This is a genomic window from Leptolyngbya sp. FACHB-8 (assembly GCF_014695575.1).
Lineage (GTDB): Bacteria > Cyanobacteriota > Cyanobacteriia > Elainellales > Elainellaceae > Vacuolonema.
The window spans coordinates 79355-96960 of sequence record NZ_JACJOO010000095.1 but is presented as its reverse complement, the minus strand read 5'-3'; the positions used below and the strand labels follow the sequence as shown (position 1 = coordinate 96960).

Here is a 17606-nt window from a genome sequence, read left to right as displayed (position 1 = left end):
CGAAGAGAGCGACCGAAACCGTCGGCCCGCGGATCAGTCATCAGGAAATTGCCAGCAAGCAAGATACTGTACAGAGCGACTACCGCAGGAACAGGGTTCCTCAGTGGAGGCGACCCATTCGCGATCGCACCGTCGGCAATGACAGAGAATGTTAGCCCAGTTGGCAGCCTCCAAAGTTTGTTGCCAGGCTGCCAATTCTTCTGGGGTGAAGGATGAGGATCCCTCCATTAGTCTTCATCCATCAGATCTAACCCATAGATCTGACCATCTACCAGTAACCGTGTAATGCCCTTAGCCTGGAGATAGGGGCTGGCCTTAAAGAACATTTGCGTATCGGGGATCTTCACAATCCGCTGCATTCGCCGCATAAAGCGCTTGGCGACCCGATGGTTATCAAACACGGGTAGAGTACGGGCCTGAGCCTCGATTTCAGGGATTTGCCCCAGATCAGCAAAATCACTCAAAGGACGGGTAATGAGTTCAGCGGATCGATCCACCACCAGGTAGCAAGTCCGTGGCAATGTGGCCTGAGCCAGGGGCAGAATTTCGACCTCCCGTCCAGACTTCAGGTGAATTGAAGAATAATCTGCTTCCCCTTCTTCCCCTAAGTCATCATCATCGTCATCCTGGATGTCATCATCCAAATCGTCGAGGTCTTCCTCGTCGAGGTCTTCCTCTTCATCGAGGTCTTCCTCTTCCGCCAAAACCACATCTACGGGCTTGTTTAAGTTCTCAATAGTGAGGTCTTTCGCAACGGTTTCAACCACGTGAACTAGAGGATCTTTGTGACCGGCAGAGGGTTCGTCAATGTTTTCGTAAACAGAATGGCGAATCTCTTGCTGAATTTCCTTCTCTAGCTCTTCCAATTCAATCAAGACAGGATTTTCATCGACAGGCGCGGCTCCGGCGGCAGAGGAACGGCGGCGACGGGAACGGCCAGCCGTTGTATCAGCACCATTGCCATCCTCTGCGGAAGCTGATTCCTTCACAAGAACTGGCTTAGCTGGCTTTGGACGGATAGAAGGGGGAGGAGGGGAAACAACCTCAGGTTCGTCATTTGCAAGAACCGAAAGTTGCTCTGCTTCCACATCATCGTTATTGTCATCGGGTTCATCGTCCGACGATGCAAGGCTCAAACCTTTGCCAGCAGCGCGCTTGCTTTGAATCAGGGCATCGTACTCGTCCTCTGACAAGCTCTGTTTCAGTATGCGGCTAACCGTCGACGTACTAACACTAAAACGCCCCGCCAACGATGATGTCGTTTCATCGGTGGTGCGGTAAAGTGCCAAAATTTCCTGCTTGTCCGCCTCAGTTAACTTTTGAGGAGCCATAGGTCTTAGTCCGCCTGGTTGCGATCGCCCAATCCATTACTGATGGTAGCTTTCACGGTGGAAAGCTGCATCATTCTCAACCGATCAATCTTAACGCACAACTTGGTTAAACCCTGCTTACAATCGCAAACAAATATAGTCTGACTGCAATTCCTTCTAGCAACTATCCGTTCAATCAGGCGCAAAAGGATAGGATTCCATCCTTTCATGCCTGGTTGAACTGACTATAGATCACCAATCAGTTGTCTTTAAAGGGAGCAAGAATTCCGCCCTATTCTCTAGCCATCGCGATAACGACCGATGCCGTGTCGCTATCTCTATTGAACTAGTACGCTGAGGCGGAAATCCATCACCCATGTTTTTGTGTAGGGTGCTTCGCACCCTACACAAAAACATGGGTTGCGAACTTAGGCCGCAGCCTACTAGCCCCGTCTCCGGCTGGTACGTCGGGAGCGACCTGACAGGTCATACTCTAGCGCTGCCCCCATTGCAAACAAGCAGGCACTGAAAATCCAGAATACCTCGGGCAATGCACCAGTCTGGTAATCCGTAATGTAAGTAGTTGCGTAAAGGAACCAGGTATCTGCAATGTAGAAACACAAGGCTCCAGCAGCGATAAACCGCCAGGATAAGGAGAACCGCCCTCCCCAAAAGGCCAGTAGCAATGAACTGGCTGCCATTAGCAATAACAAATCTCCAGCTACGTAGGCCACGCTGATTGCATCACTGAAAGGTTCTAGTTGCTCCGTCATAGCGTTTGCCCAACCAGGAATATTGCTGTTTTCCTCTTGGGGAGCGTCAGCGGCGGGAGCGATTGGAGCAGGCGTGGGAGCTACCGATGGGTTAGGCGGTGCAGTAAAGGGAGCTGGAGATGAGGTCGTTGCTGGCACTTCCTGGGCGATCGCTGGAGCCTCCAGTAATGCTGCTGTACTTCCCACACCGTTGTAAATCACATAGGACAAACCAGCCCCTGCAACGGCAATCCCAAGCACAAGCAACCACTGCAAAAGGGTCAGGTTCAGTTTCCGAGAGGTAATCGCCAACCACATCCCGATTCCTACTAATACATACATGAGCAGGAAGAAGAAGTCTCCAGGGGAAACATCGGGAGATTTACCCCACACAACTTCCCACCAAAACAGAATCAGGTTGCCAATGAAAAAGGAAATCATGCCCAACCCAATGAGCAACCATACAACCCGTCCGCTGACAATTTGGGAACTCCGCCAGTTACGAAAACAGAGCAACCCTGCCCCTAAAAACGCCAGGTTTTCCAGGATGTAGGTCGTGACGTTGTACCAGATGGGCCGCCCCTGCCCCGGTAGAGGAACGCTGAAGAGCAGAAAAAACATCAGGGAGATGACGGCCCATGCGATCGCCACAATTAGAATGGCTTGAATAGAGAGGGAAGCAGAGGCTTTCTTAGTCACAACACGGAACCTCGGCAGACGTAGGATTGTTTTTTGAAGTATAGAGAAAAAGTGTAATGAACAGCCTCAAAGGACTCTCACACCAATGAATGTAGACAATAAACCTTATCTCAAAATCTGGCAAAGCGTTTCAAGTTTTTGACAAAGTTAGCATGGTGGTAACGTTCTGGCCGATTACCAACTCTGTCTTACTTCCAGCTTTGACCTGTCGGAGATTGCTGCAACCAGTGCATAAACTGCTTGCGATCATTGCTGGACATATCCTGAAGGGCATCCAACACTCGGCCTGTAAAGTTAGCATTGCCGAAGTGCTGCTTCCCTAGCCGATATAGCTCCTGAAGCAAGGTATTGAGGTGGTGTTCTTGCCACGGAGGCATTTGTAGGGAAGCCAGCGGATCAACCGTCAGCAGCTGATTAATAGCTTCTGGCGTATCGGTATGAGGAAAACGCCACTGCTGAAACATGGTGACGACTTCCTTCTGAAACAGGCTGGCCTGCCGCGCTCCCAACAAATCCTCAATGTCAATATAAACAGCTTGTAAGAGTAACAAACACGCCTGAATGAACGAGGAAGCTGCAGTATCACCTTCTGCTGCATCGTTTCCCTCGCCCCCAAGCTGATCCAGACGCACTTTCCCCCAAACGCTATAGCGATCAGGCTCTTCTAACAAGACGCAGGCTTTGCCACGGTTATCTGTTAAATCCCGCCAAAAGGCTTTGGCATCTTCTTCTTGAGCGGCATTGAACACGCTGATCAAGCGGAAATGTTGCCCCTGGTATTGCAAGATTGGGATCTGTTGATCCTTCTTTGGGTGCGGAATGCTGGTTATTTCTACATCTTGCCGCTTGAGGATAAACATGACGCTGGCAAACTACTCCTGTCTGGGGCGAAGGGCTAGAGCACAGCCCAAAGGCGATCGCAAGGTTCAGGTAGCCTGACTCAACTAAGAAGACACCCGGACTAACACAGTCAGTGTATCTCGGTTTTTGCCGGGAGGTACGGTCTGGATTTACCGTTCCCATCCGATACCTTGTAATATATTGAGAGTCAACCGTCTATGCTGACTTTTAGTCTTCCCATCCTATCGGGGAATGCAACGATTCCTCGTAAGATGTCATAGAATAGTTTCTCTGTTAGCATTGCTGCTTTCTCATCGTCCGTGCTCCAGTAGCTCAGTTGGATAGAGCAACTGCCTTCTAAGCAGTCGGTCGCAGGTTCGAGTCCTGCCTGGGGCGTTTTAATTTACAACCCTTAAGTCAGCAGAAGCCCTAGCACGCGAACGTTTTACAACATACCGCATGTTGTGAGATATAGAACAATGTTCCAGAATAAAGACTAGGGCTCGCTTTGAAGAGTGTTTTTGGGGATCACAAGGCGGATAGAAAAGCAACCCTTGAGACAGCTTTAAAGCACCCCCGAGAGTTATAGACAGGATATGGAGAAAAGAGCACGTATTACTCTTTTCTCCATATCTCATTTACAGATGTGAAACATAATCTAGAGTCACAGATTATTTATCTTGAACGCACACTGCCTGAACAAGTTTTACCTCGACAAACATATCGCCACAAACAAATAAAGAACTGCTGTCAAACAAAACCTCGGAGAAGGAGGATATGAACAAAGCTTGCACTCTCCTCAGAGATTTTATTTCTTTGCTAAGCCCTAACTACGTTTTTCTGTCTAAATAAGCCGATGGCGGGATTTGAACCCGCGACCGCTCGATTACGAATCGAGTGCTCTACCACTGAGCCACATCGGCGTACCGATTAAATAGTATAGCACTTCTTGAATAATGTTGAACCTGATTTGAAGTATCCGAAAGATTGCCCTTCCGGATATTCCTCTACGTAACCGAAGATAGCAGTAGGCTATCCGATAAGTCCCCATCGGGAATTTGGCCGATTCTGTTTCCCGACGAAGAGACGTTATCATGGCAAATTCGAATCATTTAACGTTATTGCAAGAGAATGTTGAACAGTGGAATTGCTGGCGTCAGAGAAGTGACGAGTCTCCGGATCTAAGCGGCGCGGCCCTGAGCGGTCTAGATCTAAGAAGGGCCAATTTAAGCTATGCCGACTTGAGTGGGGTTGATTTGCAAGGGGCGAACTTGCAGGAAGCCAATTTGGAGTCTGCCATTCTGGTGGGGGGGAATCTTTGCCAGACTAAGTTACAACGAGCTTCCCTACGGCAGGCCTACTTAAGCGAAGTCATGTTGCAGGGAGCCGAGCTGAGTGACACGGATCTATGCGAGGCCATTTTGAGCGAGGCTGACTTGCAAGGGGCAGATTTGCGGCGATCGCGCCTCTGCAACGCGATACTGAGCCTGGCTAACCTCACTGAAGCCGCTCTTGGAGAAGCAAATTTTTCCGATGCAGTTCTGAATGAAGCCCGATTAGATCAGGCTGATTTAACACTGGCCATATTGACAGGCGCAAATTTGGTACGCGCCAGTTTATGTGATGCGAATCTGCGCTGGGCCAATTTGAGTTACGCCAACAGCAGCTATGCAATTATGCGCGGAGCCAACCTAAATCTGGCTACCCTTTGTAACGCAATTCTGGATGGCGTCGATGCACAGCAGGCCGTTTTCAGTCTGGGAGATCTGCATGATATTTCACTAGCTGGAGCTCACCTGGTGGATTGCACGTTAGTGGGGGCAGATCTGCGAGGTGCAAATTTGCAAGATGCAGATTTACGACGTACCGATCTTGCAGGAGCACGACTAGGAGAAGCAAATTTAACGCGCACGAACCTGTGTGGCAGCAATTTGGATGGTGCTGATATGCGACAGGCCATTATGACGGATACACTGCTTGATGCTACGCGTATGACGGCAACAACGCTGATTATGCATCCACTTCTGGAAGAAGTTTAAAGGGCCTTTCTCCCAACCATGAGTTCGGGCAGTTTTTCTGAAACCCTTAATTTTGCGTGCGCGAAGCACACGCAAAATTAAGGGTTTCAGAAAAACTGCCCAGAGTTATTTAGCTATCGCCGGAAGGCTTGTACCAAAAGGAGAGAGGCGGGATTTCGCCCCGCTACTTTCCTTTTGATATAACTTTACGCAATTTAATTAGAAGCAGCACTATACAAGCGTTGTGGCCGCTGCTGTAGCACTTCGTGCTGCACATTATGGCACTGCTTAGTCAACGTGAGTACTGGCATAGCGTCGATTTTTAACTAAAAAAAGAGGGAAGATAGCTTCCCTCCGTCAACACGGAATCATGATTAGGAATAAAGTTCTAGTCTTTCATGCCGCACTTTACCTCACGTTCCCTTCCAAGCAACCCTGGCAAGTACAGAATGAAAGGCTAAAACTCCAGAAAATTGACTTTATAGCAATGTGCAAGTGCGTTAAGCACAGCAACGGTGATGTGGGGCACTTCGTGCCCCACATCACCATACTTAACCAACGTGCACAGCGCTATAGAGATAAACTCTCTCAAAACCAAGCTTTCATCTTGGAAATAATTGCTTCAAAGAGGTTGCTGAGCACTGTGTAGTTCAGCAACCTCTGATGTGAGATTTTACTTATTTATGGTTTTGAAACGCAAAATAAGTAACCGATCTCTCTAGTAGCGGTAGCCGCTGCCGCCGCCGTAGTTGGAGTTAGCACCGGGCTTGTGCACGATGAAGAACATTACCTGGCACTGCTTGATGTTGTCGAAACCTACAACACGCACATAGCAGTTGGAGTACTCAGAGCGGCACTGCTGAACTTCAGACAGTACTTCTTGAGGGCTCTTGGCATTGAACAGGGGCAGCTTCCACATGGTCCAGTAGTGAACCTCGGGGTCAGAGGTTTCGTTGAACTCAACGCAGGGGATGTAACCCTGGTCAAGCATGTACTGGATCTGACGGTTGATTTGGGCATCCGTCAGGGGAGGCAGGTAAGAAAAGGTTTCGTAACGAATCTCTTTGGGTAAAGTCTTCATGGTTCTCTCAATGTCGTGATAGAGGAAAAACGGGTTTGAGTTTGAATGCAACAGGTTCGTGAAACCCTCTATGCATTGCCCTCAGATTCAGAGGAGGGTTCATCAGGAGGCCGGGCGATCGCCCCTTCATCCACCTGCGTCATCCGTTCCAATTGCTCACAGCGGAGTTGCAAGTTAGATTGCTGAATGCCTGTTTGCACCATTTCCGGCAGGAAATCGCAGACTTCTGCAGCCAAGTGCTCTCGTACAGTCAAAATTCGAAAGCCGAGAGTCGCCTGTTCCCGGAAAAGGGCCTGCAAATAGGCTTCGCCATCCTGAACCTTTTCGCGTGAGGAAAATTGTTGCAACCAGATTGCTCTGGGAGGATCTGTTTCACTCAACTGAGCGATAACTGTCCGAACAGCCTGGTAGGTCAAATAACTAATGACTGTCTTTGCCGTATCCTTTGCAATCTGATTGAGATTCATAACCTCACTCTGGATAGGGATCTGAAGCTGGAGTAGAGAGGCCCATTCCGACCTCAGAATCCCCCATCCATCAGCATCAGACGGTATCAACCGCTTCAAACTCGAACTTGATTTCCTTCCACAGTTCGCAAGCAGCAGCCAGTTCAGGAGACCAACGAGCGGCTTCACGAATGATGTCGCCACCTTCACGCATCAGGTCGCGGCCTTCGTTCCGAGCTTGAACCACAGCTTCCAGAGCAACCCGGTTAGCGGTTGCACCCGGCGCATTACCCCAGGGGTGACCCAGCGTACCACCACCGAACTGTAGAACAGACTCATCACCGAAGATGTCAACCAAAGCAGGCATGTGCCATACGTGGATACCACCGGAAGCCACTGCCATTACACCGGGCATAGAAGCCCAGTCCTGGGTGAAGTACACACCACGGGAGGGGTCACGCTCGATGTAGTTTTCGCGGAGCAGATCGATGAAACCGAGGGTAACAGCCTTGTCACCTTCCAGTTTGCCCACAACGGTACCGGTGTGGATGTGGTCACCACCCGACAGACGCAGACACTTTGAGAGTACGCGGAAGTGCATACCGTGATTCTTCTGACGGTCGATTACCGCGTGCATCGCACGGTGGATGTGCAGCAGAACGCCGTTGTCGCGGCACCAGTGAGACAGGGTGGTGTTCGCGGTAAAACCTGCGGTCAAGAAGTCATGCATAACGATGGGCATGTTGAGTTCTTTCGCATACTCAGCACGCTTCAGCATTTCTTCGCAGGTAGCAGCGGTCACGTTCAGGTAGTGACCTTTGATCTCACCAGTTTCAGCCTGGGCTTTGTGGATGGCTTCAGCAACGAAGGTGAAGCGATCGCGCCAACGCTGGAAGGGCTGGGAGTTGATGTTTTCGTCGTCTTTGGTGAAGTCCAGACCACCACGCAGACACTCGTAAACCGCGCGGCCATAGTTCTTAGCAGACAGACCGAGCTTAGGCTTGATGGTGCAACCCAGCAGAGGACGACCGTACTTGTTCAGTTTGTCACGCTCAACGGTAATCCCGTGAGGAGGACCTTGGAAGGTCTTCAGGTAAGCAATGGGAATCCGGAGGTCTTCTAGACGCAGAGCTTTCAGAGCTTTGAAACCGAACACGTTCCCCACGATGGAGGTCAGCATGTTGGTTACAGAGCCTTCTTCGAACAGGTCGAGAGGATAAGCGATGTAGCAGATGTACTGGTTGTCTTCACCACGTACGGGCTCGATGTCGTAGCAACGGCCTTTGTAGCGATCCAGGTCGGTGAGAAGGTCAGTCCACACCGTGGTCCAGGTACCGGTGGAGGATTCTGCCGCAACAGCCGCGCCTGCTTCTTCGGGGGGAACACCGGGTTGGGGTGTCATCCGGAAGGCAGCCAGAATATCGGTATCTTTTGGAGTGTAATCAGGCGTGTAATATGTCAGGCGGTAATCTTTTACACCGGCCTGAAACCCAGCACCAGCCTGGGTTTTCGTTTGCGAGTAAGACATCAGTTTCCCTTCCTGTGAACTTGCAATAAACGTGCCTAAACCACTGTACACTGCGCTGCAATGTACATCGGCTGCCTTAACGGCGAACTAAAACTGATAAAAATCAGCCAAGTCTTTTTTATCAGGCTCTCCCCAGACGGCAACGAGCTGTAGAACCTGTTCGTTTTGCCCTGATCTGAGCTCAACACAAACTATATCAGGGAATGAATTCACCCAACGTTGAATCTTCTTTGACTCTCTATAATAAGGATTTATCTTTCTTAAGGTATGTGAATGAGACACACCTGTGGTAAGGCAAAAAATATGACTAAAAAATTAAGTTCTGAGATTATACCAGACCCGTCTATATCACAAAATAGCACGTCTTTTTCAAAGCTTGTAAAAGCTTTGTGAATCGGAACTCTAGAGTTTTGAGAACGTCATTGACGGCATAAACGTGCGCTATTTTCAGTAAAAAGGATTGATTTTGGAAACACTTTGTGCAGCAGCAGTGAAACACTTTCAAAGCCCTGCAGGAGATAGAACTATCTATCAATTTCTTGAGCAGAGCTTGTGAAAATACTCTAGTTAGAATCATTGCCTTTCAGAGGTCGCTATTATAAAACCAGGCCACGGAGAAATTGATAGTATTTACTATCATTGTTTGTAACGTTTTTGTTATGTTTCTGTCGGGGTTGCCGTGATGGACGGACGACGTAATTCCTCTAGGGAGGGTACAAACGAACGTCACACTTCATCGTTTCAGGTCTGGCTGTCCCGCATTATTAATTTGCCTGAAAATATTGTTGTGCAATTCGTCAACACTGCCAGTGTCGTCCTCGGCGCAGGAGGTGTTTGAGACTATGCCCCCCCTCCTTAACATGGATATATCCCCCCGGCTTTCATCCGAACGCTTTCGTTACCAGCAACCGAAGCGATTTTGGTTAGGATTATTTGCCGGTTCTATGGGGTTGCACTTGGCAGCGTTATGGTTAGCGCCAGTATGGTGGCGATCGCTCTCCCCTCAATCTACAGGCACAGGCACGGAGCCAACACCCATTGAACTGGTTGACGCTTCTCAGTTGGGAGGGGTTGCGTTGAATGATGCTACCACCCCAGCAGACCCAGCACTTGCGGGTGCATCTGCTGCTGGAGCACCTGCCGCTACTGCTCCGGCCGCAGCCCCTCAACCTTCACCCACTGTTGCTCCTCAACCAGTTCCACAACCCCTCACACCTCAACCGAATCCAGTTTTTACGGATACTACACCTGCTTCTCCCCAACCCCCGGCCGATTTTTCTGACGTGCCAGATCCGTCTCCCCTTCCTCAGGAGCCCTTACCCACTCAAGACCCTGCTACAGAGCAGCCTCAGCCGAACCAGGATTTACCATCCAGTCCTCCAGAAACCGGACCTCCGGTCGTATCAGGTAACCCACTTCCTTCGCCTGGGCCAGTGCCTAATCCATCTGATTCCGCTGAGGGAGCTGGGTTACCTGGAGAAAATGACAGCGTTACGTCCGGTGGAGCAGAGGGTACTTCGGATGGTTTACCAGATGTTGGAACGCCACAACAGGTATCGCCTAGCCGCGGGTTAGCAAGCCTCACGCCTGGGAGTGCATTACCTTTGGATGCAACGGCTGATATTCCTGAAGTCCCGGCTCAACCTGTCCAAACATCCCTCGACTTCACGTCTGACCCCACAGACCCAAACTCCTGTGTGATAACACCGGAGAGCCAAGTCTCCTTTGGAGAACAGATCTCGCTACGACTGGTAATCGATACGGATGGACGTGTGATCGATGCTTTTGAAGAAGGCGCGTCCCCTAATCCTGTTTACACAGACTTGGCTCGCTGTCTAGTGCTTCGTAATTGGACATTTACCCCTGCTACAACAAGTGGCATTCCCCAGCAGAGCAATCTACTCGTTACCCTGAGCATCCAGGCTGTGCCTTAGTATGTCGCTACTGAATAACCTCAGTTCGGGATAAGCTGAAGTGCTCATTTTGGCGTGCGCAAAGCGCACGCCAAAATGAGCGTTTTCGAGTGCCGCGCGTTGCGCGGCACTCGAAAACACACTTAACCCGAACTCAGGTTGAATAAAAAAGGGGTTCCCAAAGGGACCCCTAGTTCTGTTCTATCCAAACGGTTTTATACGGCTCAGAGGAAAGCCTCATAAGTTAAACCGTCGCGTCTTGTTTTTCAATCAAGACGAACTAACCTATTAAGTGAGGGATTCTAGATAGTCGCGTACACGGTTGCGTCGCTTGGGTTGACGCAGCTTTTGCAGAGCTTTCGCTTCAATCTGGCGTACCCGTTCCCGTGAGAGGTCGAGGGCGCGACCGATTTCAGCCAGGGAGTAAGGCTGACCATCACCCAGACCAAACCGCATTTGGATAACGTCACGCTCACGACTAGTGAGGTCGGTGAGGAGTTGTTGCAGGTCTTTCTGCAACGACTCGCGCATCAGCAACTCTTCAGGGGAAATGCCTTCTTCGGGGAGCAGGTCACCCAGCTCGGTGTCACGCTCTTTGCCCACTTTGGTTTCTAGAGAAACGGAACGGGGAACGCGCAGCAGCACTTCGCGTACCTGGGGTGGGGTCATGTCCAGTTCTTTGGCGATGTCTTCCACCGTGGCGGTACGGCCTTTTTCCTGAGCGATCTTGCGCTGGGCCTTTTTGATTTTGTTGAGCTTCTCGGTGATGTGCACCGGGAGGCGAATGGTGCGGCTTTGGGTGGCGATCGCCCGTGTAATCCCCTGGCGAATCCACCAGTAAGCGTAGGTGCTGAAGCGGTACCCCTTGGTGGGGTCAAACTTCTCGACGGCCCGCTCCAGGCCTAAGGTACCTTCCTGGATCAAATCCAATAGCTCCAGACCCCGATTCTGGTATTTCTTCGCCACGGATACTACCAGACGCAAATTGGCTCGGATCATATGATCCTTGGCAGCGATGCCTTCGGCCTGCATAGTTTCCAGTTCTTCCAGGGTTTTGCCAATCAACTCAGCCCACTGTCGCTTGCCTTCCGACAGGGTGGGTTTGAGGTCAGTCACAACAATATTGGCTTCCGCGGCCCAGCGTTCCAGAGAAGGGCGGTGACCCAGGATAGAGGTCAGGCGATCGTGCGCTTCTATCAGAGTCAAATAGCGTTGTAGGACGGCATCCCCTTCTTCGGCAGCTTTGCGGCACTGCTCAAGAGCAGCCATGTGGCGCTGCACTCGCTGTGCTTCTGAAACTTCCTCGTCACGCCCGAGCAACCGTACGCGGCCAATTTCTTGTAGGTAGAGGCGTACCAGGTCGGTGGTGCGTCGCCCTGCTGCCTGGCCTCGGGGGTCAGATTTGCCATACTCAACGTCTAGGGTTGCCAGGTCGTTGTCAATCTGACTCTCTAAATCTGAGGGCAACAGGTCGGGACCGTTATTCGATGAATCAAGTGTATTCATCGAATCCTCATATTCAGCATCGGCAAAGAATGTTTTTGCTGGCATAGTGATCGTCTCAGTGGCTCCAGAGTTGGCAAGGGGGCGTTCGAGTTCGCTACGGTTAGTGTTCCCGCAAATCAGGGCTAAGTCATCAAGACTGTAGGAGAATCTTGAAGTTCCACGTTTTTTGACCTGTTTACGAGATGAGATGCAAGAGCCCCGAATCTTCATTGATATACAGGGGGTTACCGGAGAATTCCCGAAATCCCTCTTAAAGAGATAGGAGGCTTTTGTGAAGCTTTTATGAAAGCTATGACACGGTTATGGAATGGGAATCAGGATGGTAAATCCGAAGTTGTGGACTTCGTTTGTGGAGGGATTTTCTATCAAATCCCTTTGCAAAGCGACAGCAGGGAACTTATCAGGTAACTGCGCACTGTATAAGTTCCCTTTTCAGGTTTAGAGAAACTTCATCAGAGTAGATTTTGGAAAAAATAGATGGTTCGATGTTTTTCTAGGCTTTGAACTAAATTGTTTTTTAACCTCAGTTCGGATTAGGGCGTTTTCGAGTGCCGCGCAACGTGTGGTACTCGAAAATGCCCTAATCCGAACTCAGTTTTTTACGTTGATAGGAGCTCTTTGCAATAGCTTTTTGGAATGAGCTGTGGGTATGGTAGGTATTCAAAACCTGGCTTGGGGACGCATCGCGCCTCAAATCCCTAGCCTGGAGGACGGAGCACCGTCCTTAAACCCCCTCAAGCAAAGGGCAATCGGTGAATGATGAGTGTGGCGCTTCGCATCGGAGGGTTTGAATTAGATTTACGCGCCAAAGAAAACAAATCTTTAGGATAGACAGTACCTTCGCCATTCTTCTCAAGCCCTTGATTTTGCGTGAGCGTCGCGCACAAAATCAAGGACTTGAGAAGAATGGCGAGCATGTTGATAGAGCTCTGTCTTTTTTGTTAGAGCTGGCGTTCTAGTTTGAGAGATTGATTGGGGGAGAGTTGGCGGACTTCATCGGTGAGATCGAGCCAGGGTTGGAGTTGGCCAGATTGGAAGGTTCGACTCATGACGACGTAGATGGAGGTCTGGTCGGCTCCGATACCAGCAGTAAGGACGTTGTCCCAAGATTCGGCTTTGAGTTCGTCGGAGACATTCCAGTGGCCGTTGAACCAGTGGAGGCGGCGAACGAAGCGGAAGGGAGCGGGCTTTTTGCCGACGATGAGGATTTTTTGGAGAAGCGATCGGATCAGGTTGGGGAAGAAGCGACCGACTGTCAGCATGACGATTCGCAGAATCATCAGGTTGAGAGGGGTCATTTGTTTTTGTTTGGCCCAGCCGAGGTTGCCACGAATCGTAATTGTGTTCGGTTCGACCTCGACAATATAGCCGCCAACGAGGTGGCCGACAGCATTTTTTAGCTTCTTCCCCTGACGGGCCTGAAGGGAGAATTGGGTGTCAGAGACAACAAGCTGGTTGTTGCGGAAGAGTTTGAACACACCGCCTTTATTGAGGGCCAGATATAGTTCAGTTCCTTCACGACGATCGATGAGAATTTGCGCATTTTCTAGCCAGACCCGACCATCCGGATGAGGCCAGACGGGGGGGCGTTGTTCGATAAAGTCTTGCCAGGCTAGCAGATAGTTCCAGGTGTGGTGGCCGATGATGTGGTCGTCGGCGTAGCAGGGAGCTTTACCTGTAGCTAAGCCTTGGAGGAAGCGATCGTTGATGGAAAGGGCTTCGGGCATCCACTTACCAACGCGCTCAAAGCCGTCGGGGAAGAAGTTGTAAGTGTTGCGGCTGGTGTATTCGCCGCCAAAGGAGCCATCGGGATGGACAAACTGGGCTGCCAGGTTGACAGCTTTGATTAAGGCTTCTTTGATGCGGGGGTCTGGATTTAGTTCGTAAATCCACGCCAGACAAGAAATTGTCAGTGTATGGTAGCCGGGGTCGCAACCTTCGTATTCCTGAAACCAACCTTCAGGATTTTGCCAGGAGAGTACCTGCTCTAACCGCTGGGCCTTGGCACGATCCCATTGGTTGGTGTTGAGCATGGGCGATAGGATTTCCAGACACAGTACGATTAATGCCTGGTGATTGGTCAGTTGGCCGCTTTCCTGGTGGTGGGCAAGCCAGTCGGCACGGCGCGTAAAGAAGCGGAGCATGCGATCGTCTTGCAGGCCCAAGCGGCGATAACTCTCTAGACAGGCCAGCAACGAGAAAGCAGCAGCTCCACCGGCCCGTTCGAAGGGGAAGTAGTCGTCGCAGGAACCATCAGAATGAGCACTGCGAGCAGCAAAGAGGATTCCAGCTTCTACCCAGTCGCGAATAACATCTTGTTGGTAGAAGGGGTTGCTGGGTAAATCGGTCTGATAAGCCAGGGTCAGGGGAAGGACGAACTCCTGCGCCATGCCACTGGGGAAGTCGATGATTTTGTAATGCCAGAAGTTGCGATCAAAACAGCCGTAAGTGGGGCTGTGGGGGTTGCGATCGCACAAGGTCAAAATAATCGGGATCTGAGCCAGGGCTTCGCGGGCAAAAAGGTCTCGCAACATGGCGTTTATTATCGTTACCAAAAATTCAGACTTTATCTTAAAGCATCATCGAAAACCCGTTTCGGGAAGCTCAACCCACGCAAGGGGGCTTACTCGTGCTGATCGAGGTCGCGACGACGGAGCCGTAGCTGAGTCTCTTCAAGCAGTCGGCGGTTGGCTGAGAGCAAGTCTGCGATCAGGCCAAACATCCAGAGCTGAAAGCCTATCAGAATCAGAACGGCAGCCAGAATCAAGCTAGGTGCACGGGAACGGGTTGGGTCTACTAAAAAGAATAAGAGCAACCAGCGTAACCCCAGAGCACCCCCTAGAAAGAGGGGTACGGTGCCCAACCAGGTAAAGAACCGGAGGGGCTTGTAGAGCATAAAGATCCGCAGAATTGTGACGGCGGAGCGGAAGACGTAGGAGGGGATGCTGCGAACGAGACGGGATTTCCGTAACTGACTATTGGTTCGAATGGGCACGGAAACCACAGCCATCCCTCGCCGTCCAGCCTGGATGATGGTTTCCAGGGTATAGGTGTAATTGTTGAAAACGTTTACCTGAATGGCAGCTTCCCGACTAAGAGCGCGGAAGCCGCTGGGAGCATCGGGAATTTTTGTGTTGCTGGCAAGTTGAACCATCCAGCTACCGAGGTTTTGGAGCAGCTTTTTAATAAAGGAAAAGTGCTGAGTATCCCAGATGGGACGTTCCCCGATGACAATGTCTGCCTGCTTACGCAGAATGGGTTGAATGAGGGTGGGAATATCATCGGCACAATACTGGTTATCGGCATCCGTGTTGACGATGATATCGGCCCCAGCCTTGAGACAAGCTTCGAGCCCTGCCATGAAGCCTCGTGCTAACCCCTGGTTCGTTGAGAAACGAACAATATGGTCGACACCATAAGTCTTGGCCACTTCGACGGTGCGATCGCGGCTTCCATCATCAATGACAAGCCATTCCACCTTATCCACACCCGGTACATGGCGGGGCAGTGCTGATAGGGTAATTCCCAGAGTTTGTTCCTCGTTGTAACAGGGAATTTGGATGATGAGCTTTGTCATAGGGAAAGGGCAGGGTTGATCGAGCCCAGCCAGTGGCTAGCCGGGGAATACTGTGTAACACTCTACCGTGAAGTGCGAAGTTCCGTATTCTGTTATGTGCACTGCGCTTGGATATACCCAAATAGTTATGCTTTGATGGGCACAGTGCTCTGTCAGAACGCACCTCCCTTTGATCTGTCCGATCGCCCATGTTCTCCCCAATCGCAATGCTTCCGATCTCCCTGGCGACCGAATTTCAACGCATCAACCCCGGGTGGGTGATCCAACGAGAAACGCGACGGGTGAGTGAATGGCTGAATTTGATCTTGTTTGGGGGCGATCGCAACCCGAATGACTATATTCCCAACTGGGCAATCCCAGAATGGCTTCTACGAACCATCTTCTGGACCTTCACGGTAACGTTGGCGACCTGGGCAGGTTGGCAGCTCTATCGCTTATTGGCTCCCTATATTAATGAATTGCGATTAGCCCGTACGGATTATGTCGTTGTAGGAGCTACAGCACCGGAGGTCGGAACGCCTGTCGAGGAGTGGTTGCGGCGATCGCACGCCGCCCAACAGCAGGGCAACTATCGGGAAGCCTGCCGTACCCTCTACATGGCCGCTCTGCAAAAACTCAGCGATGCCGACCTGATCCGCCAGCAATCCAGCCGTACCGATGGCGAATACCTATCGCTCTTATCGGAGCTACCCCAGCCCCAGCCCTATGAGGAACTGGTGCGGGTGCATGAGCTGTTGTGTTTTGGCGATCGCCCCATCACTGCCGAAACCTACCAGCGCTGCCAGCGGGCATTTCAGGAGATCAGTGCATGAAAAAGCGGCGCAATTGGATTGTCGCTATCGTTCTGGCGAGTCTCATCGGCCTGACCTTATTAGCTCCCCGCAATGCCTTACAGCAGCAGGGTTCTACCTACAATCGTGCCCCCAATGGATACGGAGCCTGGTATGCCTACCTGGAAGAACAAGGGATTCCAGTCCGTCGATGGCAACGTCCGGTCGAGGAGTTAGGGCTGGCAACCGAAGACCCAACGGATGCAACGGCACCTGTAACGCGATCCATCACCTTTGTGCAGATTAACCCTGTCCCCAGGTCTCCTTCCCCAATCGAGCAGGAATGGGCCAGGGTTGGGCATACGGTTGTGCTGGTGGGAATTCAAACTCCGGTCACAGCAGCCCCTTTTTCCTCGGTACTGGATAGCCCTCAGGGTAAGGTGCGGATTGAAACCCGTCGCCGCTATCCCGAAGCGGGAGGTGCAGATAAAAGCCGCTTAGGGGATGACGAGGGCAGTGTGGTCTGGGAACAAGCGGTTGGAAAAGGGCAAGTCATCTACATTAATACCCCTTACTTTGCTGCCAATGCCTACCAGGATGAAGCGGGGAATATTCCATTCCTGGCAGCTCTGGTAGCAGAGCCCGGCCATCCCGTTTGGGTAGACGAATATCTGCATGGTTACCGTGACCCCGACATTCTCGCCGAGGAGAAACGGGGAAATGCCTTCGCCTATTTGGTGCGCACGCCGGTGCTGCTTGTGGCGATTCAAGCCTTGGTATTGCTGTTATTGGCCGTTTGGGGCGATCGCCGCCTTGGCCCTCCCCTCCGAGTAGAACCTGCTAAGACGGACAGCAACGCCACTTATATTGGTGCGTTGGGAAGTGTACTCAACAAAGCCAAGAGCAGTGAGTTTGTGATGGAAACGGTGGGGCGTCATGAGCAGGAGCAGATTCAGCGATCGCTCGGCCTGGGTGTTGACCCAGTTGAACCGGATCAACTGCTAGAAGCCTGGACTCAGCAGACCGGACAACCCGCCACTGAATTGCAATCCCTCCTGGCGCCTGTTGTACAAAAACGTCGTCTCCGCGAACGAGAGTTGCTACTCTGGTTGGAGAACTTGCGCCAGGTGCGCCGTCATCTACCCTGATGCCCTATCGTCTCCCCT

The 17606-nt window shown here is 51.2% G+C and carries 14 protein-coding genes and 2 tRNA genes; 5 read left to right on the top strand and 11 right to left on the bottom strand.

What is annotated here, in order from left to right; genetic code table 11:
• Positions 1–33 precede the first annotated feature (33 nt).
• From H6F91_RS27100 to H6F91_RS27085, 4 genes are all read right to left on the bottom strand, one after another.
• Positions 34–228 carry a hypothetical protein gene (locus tag H6F91_RS27100; protein ID WP_190774055.1) on the bottom strand — a complete coding sequence of 65 codons (195 nt, stop codon included), beginning with the start codon at positions 226–228 and terminating at the stop codon, positions 34–36.
• Positions 228–1331, bottom strand: coding sequence for a transposase (locus tag H6F91_RS27095; RefSeq protein WP_190774054.1), 1104 nt, complete (start codon positions 1329–1331; stop codon positions 228–230). The genes H6F91_RS27100 and H6F91_RS27095 overlap by 1 nt, the downstream gene beginning before the upstream one ends.
• A gap of 422 nt (positions 1332–1753) precedes the next feature.
• Positions 1754–2761, bottom strand: coding sequence for a hypothetical protein (locus H6F91_RS27090; protein WP_190774053.1), 1008 nt, complete (start codon positions 2759–2761; stop codon positions 1754–1756).
• A 188-nt stretch (positions 2762–2949) separates the two neighbouring features.
• Entirely contained in the window at positions 2950–3621 is a 672-nt protein-coding gene (locus H6F91_RS27085) for an Npun_F0813 family protein (RefSeq protein WP_190774052.1), read from the bottom strand.
• A 302-nt stretch (positions 3622–3923) separates the two neighbouring features.
• Between H6F91_RS27085 and H6F91_RS27080 the strand changes: the two genes are divergently transcribed.
• A tRNA-Arg gene (locus H6F91_RS27080) sits at positions 3924–3997 on the top strand.
• Between the two features lie 455 nt (positions 3998–4452).
• Here the strand turns inward: H6F91_RS27080 and H6F91_RS27075 are convergent.
• A tRNA-Thr gene (locus H6F91_RS27075) sits at positions 4453–4524 on the bottom strand.
• A 171-nt stretch (positions 4525–4695) separates the two neighbouring features.
• Between H6F91_RS27075 and H6F91_RS27070 the strand changes: the two genes are divergently transcribed.
• Complete coding sequence (locus H6F91_RS27070) at positions 4696–5640, top strand: pentapeptide repeat-containing protein (protein ID WP_190774051.1); 945 nt, start codon at positions 4696–4698, stop codon at positions 5638–5640.
• A gap of 697 nt (positions 5641–6337) precedes the next feature.
• Here H6F91_RS27070 and H6F91_RS27065 read toward each other — a convergent pair.
• The 3 genes from H6F91_RS27065 to H6F91_RS27055 form a co-directional block, all read right to left on the bottom strand.
• Positions 6338–6700, bottom strand: a complete 363-nt coding sequence (locus H6F91_RS27065; protein ID WP_190774050.1) for a ribulose bisphosphate carboxylase small subunit — start codon at positions 6698–6700, stop codon at positions 6338–6340.
• A gap of 68 nt (positions 6701–6768) precedes the next feature.
• Complete coding sequence (locus H6F91_RS27060; protein WP_190774049.1) at positions 6769–7167, bottom strand: chaperonin family protein RbcX; 399 nt, start codon at positions 7165–7167, stop codon at positions 6769–6771.
• A gap of 76 nt (positions 7168–7243) precedes the next feature.
• Complete coding sequence (locus H6F91_RS27055) at positions 7244–8674, bottom strand: form I ribulose bisphosphate carboxylase large subunit (protein ID WP_190774048.1); 1431 nt, start codon at positions 8672–8674, stop codon at positions 7244–7246.
• 842 nt (positions 8675–9516) lie between these two features.
• Between H6F91_RS27055 and H6F91_RS27050 the strand changes: the two genes are divergently transcribed.
• Positions 9517–10608, top strand: a complete 1092-nt coding sequence (locus tag H6F91_RS27050) for a hypothetical protein (RefSeq protein WP_190774046.1) — start codon at positions 9517–9519, stop codon at positions 10606–10608.
• Between the two features lie 267 nt (positions 10609–10875).
• Here H6F91_RS27050 and sigC read toward each other — a convergent pair whose 3' ends face one another.
• The 3 genes from sigC to H6F91_RS27035 form a co-directional block, all read right to left on the bottom strand.
• Entirely contained in the window at positions 10876–12138 is a 1263-nt protein-coding gene (gene sigC / locus H6F91_RS27045) for an RNA polymerase sigma factor SigC (RefSeq protein ID WP_190774045.1), read from the bottom strand.
• Positions 12139–13034: 896 nt separating this feature from the next.
• Complete coding sequence (locus tag H6F91_RS27040; RefSeq protein ID WP_190774044.1) at positions 13035–14627, bottom strand: hypothetical protein; 1593 nt, start codon at positions 14625–14627, stop codon at positions 13035–13037.
• An 89-nt stretch (positions 14628–14716) separates the two neighbouring features.
• Entirely contained in the window at positions 14717–15670 is a 954-nt protein-coding gene (locus H6F91_RS27035) for a glycosyltransferase family 2 protein (protein WP_190774043.1), read from the bottom strand.
• Between the two features lie 188 nt (positions 15671–15858).
• On the opposite strand from H6F91_RS27035, the gene H6F91_RS27030 reads away from it, so the two are divergent.
• A complete protein-coding gene (locus H6F91_RS27030) occupies positions 15859–16482 on the top strand; it encodes a DUF4129 domain-containing protein (RefSeq protein WP_206754981.1) in 624 nt (207 codons plus the stop codon).
• On the top strand, positions 16479–17588 hold the full coding sequence (locus tag H6F91_RS27025) for a DUF4350 domain-containing protein (protein ID WP_190774041.1): 1110 nt from the start codon (positions 16479–16481) through the stop codon (positions 17586–17588). The genes H6F91_RS27030 and H6F91_RS27025 overlap by 4 nt, the downstream gene beginning before the upstream one ends.
• Positions 17589–17606 lie beyond the last annotated feature (18 nt).

Excerpts from the sequence above, each read along its gene's own strand:
- H6F91_RS27100 (WP_190774055.1), bottom strand. The coding sequence starts at position 228 with ATGGAGGGATCCTCATCCTTCACCCCAGAAGAATTGGCAGCCTGGCAA.
- H6F91_RS27095 (WP_190774054.1), bottom strand. The coding sequence starts at position 1,331 with ATGGCTCCTCAAAAGTTAACTGAGGCGGACAAGCAGGAAATTTTGGCA.
- H6F91_RS27085 (WP_190774052.1), bottom strand. The coding sequence starts at position 3,621 with ATGTTTATCCTCAAGCGGCAAGATGTAGAAATAACCAGCATTCCGCAC.
- H6F91_RS27070 (WP_190774051.1), top strand. The coding sequence starts at position 4,696 with ATGGCAAATTCGAATCATTTAACGTTATTGCAAGAGAATGTTGAACAG.
- H6F91_RS27065 (WP_190774050.1), bottom strand. The coding sequence starts at position 6,700 with ATGAAGACTTTACCCAAAGAGATTCGTTACGAAACCTTTTCTTACCTG.
- H6F91_RS27060 (WP_190774049.1), bottom strand. The coding sequence starts at position 7,167 with ATGAATCTCAATCAGATTGCAAAGGATACGGCAAAGACAGTCATTAGT.
- H6F91_RS27055 (WP_190774048.1), bottom strand. The coding sequence starts at position 8,674 with ATGTCTTACTCGCAAACGAAAACCCAGGCTGGTGCTGGGTTTCAGGCC.
- H6F91_RS27050 (WP_190774046.1), top strand. The coding sequence starts at position 9,517 with ATGCCCCCCCTCCTTAACATGGATATATCCCCCCGGCTTTCATCCGAA.
- sigC (WP_190774045.1), bottom strand. The coding sequence starts at position 12,138 with ATGCCAGCAAAAACATTCTTTGCCGATGCTGAATATGAGGATTCGATG.
- H6F91_RS27040 (WP_190774044.1), bottom strand. The coding sequence starts at position 14,627 with ATGTTGCGAGACCTTTTTGCCCGCGAAGCCCTGGCTCAGATCCCGATT.
- H6F91_RS27035 (WP_190774043.1), bottom strand. The coding sequence starts at position 15,670 with ATGACAAAGCTCATCATCCAAATTCCCTGTTACAACGAGGAACAAACT.
- H6F91_RS27030 (WP_206754981.1), top strand. The coding sequence starts at position 15,859 with ATGTTCTCCCCAATCGCAATGCTTCCGATCTCCCTGGCGACCGAATTT.
- H6F91_RS27025 (WP_190774041.1), top strand. The coding sequence starts at position 16,479 with ATGAAAAAGCGGCGCAATTGGATTGTCGCTATCGTTCTGGCGAGTCTC.